Genomic DNA, 5640 nt, shown 5'->3' on the forward strand with positions numbered 1-5640 from the left:
CGTTGTAGGAGCCGCCCCAGTGCCAGCTCATATGCGAGAGCGGCATGCTTTCGGTGATCGGGTGGTGCGGCTCGGTGAGCCGGACCTCCAGCTTTTCGCCCTTCGTCCACCACAGCCAGTCGCGGCAATTTCCGGGCGTCCATTCGAGCCCCGGAATGTCGATCCAGTCGGCATGGCCCTGCAGGCAGACGACGAGGAAGCCGCCGCCCGCGAGATAGGCGTTCAGCTGCTGCGCATGCGGGAGCGGTGCCGCCGCATCCATCGCATCCGGCATGACCACGGCGGCGTAGGAGCTGAGATCGACCTTGGGCAAGTCGTTGATGTAGATGAGGTCGTCGACATAGTGGCGGAAATCCTGGAAGCTGCGCAGCTGCCAGCTATTGCCCCAATGGATATAGGCGATGCCTTTGCCTGACCGGGTGGCTTCAGCCATCGAGACGTGCTCCTTCATGGCGGAAGACGGGCGCATAGGTGTGCTTGGCAAGCCCGTCGAAATCGGCGCGCGCGATCGGCAGGTCGTAGAGGTCGGTCAGGTTTTCGGCGCTGAGCGCTTCCTCCGTCGGCCCGCAGACATATTGGCTGGCGCTGGTCATCAGCAGCACGTCGCTTGCAATCTCCACCGCGTGCTGCGGCATGTGCGTGGAAAAGACGATCGTCATGCCGTGCTCCTGGCGGAGATGCGCGAGCAGGCCGAGAACCTTGTCCTGGTTCTTGTAGTCGAGGGCGGCGCAGGGTTCGTCGAGCACCAGCAGCTCGCATTCCGATGCCAGCGCCTGGGCGATCATCACAAGCTGGCGCTGGCCGCCGCTCAGCGAATTGAAGGCCTGCGGTTCGAGATGTTCGATATCGAGCATATGGAAATAGTGCCGCGCGATCTCATAATCTTTCCTGCGCGGCGCACCGAACAGACCGAGATGGCGCGCTCTTCCCATCAGGGCGATATCCAGCGCGGAATAGGCGAAGGGCACTTCGAACAGCTGCGGCACGAAGCCGACCTGGCCGGCGACCGCAAGCCGACCGGACTTCGGCTTGATGACACCGATCAGCGTATTGATCAGCGTCGTCTTGCCGACGCCGTTGGCGCCGAGCACGGCGAGAATCCGCCCGCGTTCCAGGCGGAGGCTGTAATTGCTGAGGATGGTTTTGCCGCCCCGCTCGACGGTGAGATCGCTTGCCTCAATCACCGGCCCAGCCTCCCCTCGCATGCAGACGGCGCAGGATGACCGCAAAAACGGGAACGCCGATCAGCGCGGTGATGATGCCGAGCGGGATCTCCGCGGTGCTCACGGTTCGCGCGAGATTGTCAACCATCAGCAGATAGATCGCGCCGATGACGCCGGAGACCGGCAGCAGCCGCTGATGGTCGGCGCCGACGAGCGCGCGGGCGACATGCGGAATGACGAGGCCGACCCAGCCGATAATGCCCGATGTCGCAACCACGCCCGCCGAAACCAGCGCCGACGCCAGCAGAATGATCCATTGCACCAGCACGACCTTCGTGCCGAGCGCCCTCGCTTTCTCCTCGCCGAGCGACATGATGTTGATCTGGAAGCGCAGGAGATAGATCGCAATACTTGATGGCACTACCGCGACGGCGACCAGCAGCACATCGGCATAGCTGCTTGAGGCGATGCTGCCCATCAGCCAGTAGGTGATGGCCGGCAGTTTCTGGAAGGGATCGGCCAGCAGCTTGGCAATGGATATCGCCGCCGAAAAGAAGGCCGATATAACCACGCCCGCCAGGACCAGCGTCAACATGCTGGTGCGCCCCCGCACCGTCGACAGCAGCTTGACGAGCAGGATGCTGCCGATGCCGAAAAGGAAGGCCAAGGTCAGCAGAAAATAACCCTGCAAGCCGACGAGGATCGCCAGCGTTCCGCCGAAACCGGCCCCTGACGTCACGCCGATGATACCGGGATCGACCAGCGGATTGCGAAACAGYCCCTGCAGCGCCGCGCCCGAAATGGACAGGCCGAAGCCGACAATGACAGCCGCCATGATGCGCGGCAGGCGGACCTGCTCGACCACGACTTCCTGCACCGGATCCCAATAGGGCATAACCAGTGGGTGGACGTTGTCGATCAGGATATAGGCGACATCCCGGACCGACAGGTCGTAGCGGCCGATCGTTACCGAATAGAGGATGGCTGCGACCAGCAGGCCGATCAGAACGGGAAGGACGGAAACCGAAGCCAGTTTCCGCCCCGTGCGGCCCGGCGCGGCGGCGTTCGCGTGCCGCGCCGTACCGCCGGCGCGAGGGCTAGCCGAAGAGTTCGACATACTTGTCCGCCGGCGCGTTGCTTTCGGATTCGAGAATCGCCTTCAGTTGATCGTCCGTCAGCGCGGTACCGTAGATCAGCTTGTAGACATCGCGGATCTGCTTTCGGAAATCCGGGGCAAAGTCGGCGCCATGCGCGACTGCCGCCAGCCATTCCGACGTCAGGAAGATCTCCGGCGCATCGGGCGTGCGGGCAAAGACCGGCTGCTTGTAGACGCGTTTCTCCTTGACCGCCTTGAGATTGGCAAGAACCGGGTTGTCGAAGAAATCCTTAGGATTGAGGTCGCTTGCATAGGCCGGAATGACGATGATGTCGGGGTTCCAGACCAGCAATTGTTCGAAATCGACAGTGCGCCACCATTCGCCTGATTTATCTGCTGCCGGATTGGTCACGCCGCTGAGCGAGAGGTCCTGCGAACCATTGGCGATGACCTGGATTTGGTCGGCCACCTTGTCGATGTGCAGGATGGAGGGAAAGGCCGACGTGTCGAGCTTGCCGACCTTGTCACCGAGTGCCTTCAACGTGTCGGCCTGCGCCTTCAGGATCGCCTGGGCCCGGTCGTTGCGGCCGGTCATGGCGCCGGTCAGCGAGATATAGTCGAGGCGATCCTGCTCGGTGCAGCACCGCCAACCGACGACGGTCAGGCCGACACGTTCCAGCGGCTCGATGAGCTTTTCATCATGGTTCCACTGAATTACGGCGTCAGGCTTCTCAGCGAGGATCGCCTCGACATTCGGCACAAAACCGTCCTGGGCGGCACTGGCATTGATCTTCGCCATTTCGGGCAGTATCTCGGCATAGATGCCCTTGGTGAAATAACGCACCAGCGAATCCCTGTTCATGCCGGCGATATTGTCCGCCTTCTCGTCCACTGCGCGATAGATGATCGGCGCGGAGCGGACGATCGTGACCACCCGTTCCGGGGGCTTCTCGAAAGTGATGGTCTTTCCGCGGTGATCGACAAACGAACTTTCGGCATGCAACGTTGCCGGCAGGAAAAGCGCGAGGGGCATTGCCAAGGCGGAAAAAGCCTTGAGACGGCTGGACATGGATCACTCCTTTGACTGGCACTCCGGCCCCTTGGCGCTCGGAGCGCAGCAGGTGGCAGGGTCAATAACATGAGTTTTCTAGTCATGTTATTGATGGCTGTCCAGTCCAAGTTGGAGCCGACGGGAGTGACTTTGTGCTGATTTCGTCGAGAAACTGATTATGAGTGCGCTTGCCGAATTTAACGATCGCCAGTCGCAACGCGCTTCCGCGTTCACGAAGACTGAGACGGCATGCGGCGAAACTCCGACGATATGCTTCGTCTTCACGTAAAGCCATCGAGTCGCTTCAATTATCGCAGGGTAAACCTACGTGATAACCGCCCGACCTGCCCTTCGTAAGCCAGACACTAGCAGCCATGATATCGCCACGCGTCAACCGAATCCAAGGCCAATATGTTGCTCTTGACCGGAATAGAACTGCTGGCGCCCATGCTTCACATGGTGGTGTGGCAAAGGCTCAAGACCTTTGGAGCACATCGTTTGGAGCGACTTCGTTCCCGCGCACCACTTTCTCTCCGCAGCGAAGGCAGGCGGCTTGCACCAGAAAACGATTCCGGTCACGCAACGGATTCGAGGCCAGCGACGCGATCAAATGGAATGATATCGACATCGTTTCCGAGCAGGTCTCGCGCAATCTCGACGATCTTGCCCTCATGGGTGAACAGGATTGGCTGAAACATGTGCCCGCTCGAAGCCAATGTCGTCAGTCCGGACGCCTTGCGCTCGTCATCGAACGTCTGGAACACGTCATCGGTCACAAATGGGATGGCCTCGTTTCGACTGCTGTAGTCTTCGAGGTAAGCCAGCCGCAGCGCGAGATAAAGCTGGTCGGCCGCCCCCTCACTGAGCGCCTTCGGTCCGATCCGTTCGCCGCTCGCTCGTTGTGCTTTAATCTGGACCTTGTCGTCATCCCCGAATTCCTGGACCAGGCGCGTAAACGAACCTTTCGTCAGAGCGGAGAAATGCTCGCCGGCGCGCAAAAGCAGAGGGTCGCTCTGGCTCTCGCGATGGCGCTCAAGCGATGAGGAAAGCAACTTCGACGCAACTTTCAAAATCGCCCATTGCCTCGCGAGGTCCTGTGCGTCCTGCTCGGCGGCAAGCTTTTCGAAGGCAGCCTCTTCCGCACTTGGACCTGACTCGAGATTGTCCCTGATCGCTCCGAGTTCGGCCAGGCGTCCCTTGAGCCGACCGAACTGCTCATATTGCTCGGAATCTGATGCCGTTAGCGACTCGATTTCCAAGCCTGCAGCAAACCGGTCGAAGTGAGCAAGCTGATTGCGTATCTCCGGCTCCGCCAAACCCCTCGACTGCAAGGAAAGCCTGCGCCGGCACTCATCGAGCCGGCCCATGACAGCGCTCCGCTGATGAAGAAGGTCAAGCAACGTTCTGCTATCAGCTTTAACTTCCAGCCGGGCTAGAATCTCCTCGACATCTCGTGCGACATCATCGTTGGCCTGCGCTATCCGCCCGCGATCCGCCAAGGCCCGATCGCGGGACTGCATCAGGAGATCCCTGCGCTCGCTAGCAGATTTCGCAGAGACCGCACGCTGGTGCAGAACGTCGACGGCGGTCTCCGGAGCGCCCTTGGCGATCGCCGGGTCGACGATCTCGCAAACAGCCATGACGTTCCGTTCAAACGCCTCGATATCGCGCGCCATCCCATCGACGCGCCGCTGCCTGTTTTGCCTTTCCGCGTGCGATCTCGGAATATCTTTCCAAACCTGTATGGCCGCCTCGGCCATCTCCAACGTCGGTTCCTGATGCAGGCCAAATGTACGGCAGGCGTCCAAGAATTGGCCTCGCCACGTTTCGATGCGCAGGGCGGCCGCGTTGAGTTTCTGCTCCCCGTCATCGATGTCAGCTCTGAGGTTTTCTTGCCTGGCATGAGCCAGGCGGCTATCGTCCCATGCCTTCCTCAAATCATCGAGCTTTCCGGCCAGGACCCTGACGGCGGCCTCCAAAGGACCCTGGAATTTATCGGTGAGTCCCAATTCCGTCGCAATCGCCGTCAGCTCGGAGAGAACGGGCGCCTTGCGCCTCAAAAGAAGCTGACATTCGTCTTCGTATTCCTGAAGGCGCCGGCGTTTGTCCGCAATTGTGGTCAGGGCTCGCAGCCATTTCGCCATCTGGTCGATATCAAGGACTTGCACGCCTGTGTGCCCAAACAGCAGCCCAAAATTACTATTGATGGCCTCCGCATGAGCTTGCGCTGCATCCAGGTCGATTTGTCCCGAGGCGACAGAGCTCTCCAATCGGGAGAGCCTGAGAGCAAGCTGTGCATGCCGGGCCGTTCGCTCCGCCTGGGACAGTGC

General features: G+C 60.5%; 4 protein-coding genes and 1 pseudogene. All 5 read right to left on the reverse strand.

Annotated features, from left to right (window positions below):
* A pseudogene (locus tag AC1D35_RS34560) lies at positions 1-433 on the reverse strand (hypothetical protein); the annotation flags it as partial.
* Entirely contained in the window at positions 426-1184 is a 759-nt protein-coding gene (locus AC1D35_RS34565; protein ID WP_477942379.1) for an ABC transporter ATP-binding protein, read from the reverse strand. The gene AC1D35_RS34565 and the pseudogene AC1D35_RS34560, both read right to left, overlap by 8 nt.
* The gene (locus AC1D35_RS34570; protein WP_477942381.1) at positions 1177-2280 is read right to left on the reverse strand and encodes a FecCD family ABC transporter permease; all 1104 of its coding nucleotides are present in this window, start codon (positions 2278-2280) and stop codon (positions 1177-1179) included. The genes AC1D35_RS34565 and AC1D35_RS34570 overlap by 8 nt, the downstream gene beginning before the upstream one ends.
* Positions 2261-3328, reverse strand: coding sequence for an ABC transporter substrate-binding protein (locus AC1D35_RS34575; RefSeq protein ID WP_477942383.1), 1068 nt, complete (start codon positions 3326-3328; stop codon positions 2261-2263). Before AC1D35_RS34575 ends, AC1D35_RS34570 begins: the two co-directional genes overlap by 20 nt.
* 557 nt (positions 3329-3885) lie before the next feature.
* Positions 3886-5640, reverse strand: a 1755-nt coding sequence (locus tag AC1D35_RS34580; RefSeq protein WP_477942385.1) for an ATP-binding protein, incomplete at its 5' end; no start/stop codon positions are given.

It is taken from the genome of Rhizobium sp. P1_E6 (genome assembly GCF_056405875.1).

Coding starts and splice junctions, on each gene's coding strand:
- AC1D35_RS34575 (WP_477942383.1), bottom strand. CDS start 3,328: ATGTCCAGCCGTCTCAAGGCTTTTTCCGCCTTGGCAATGCCCCTCGCG.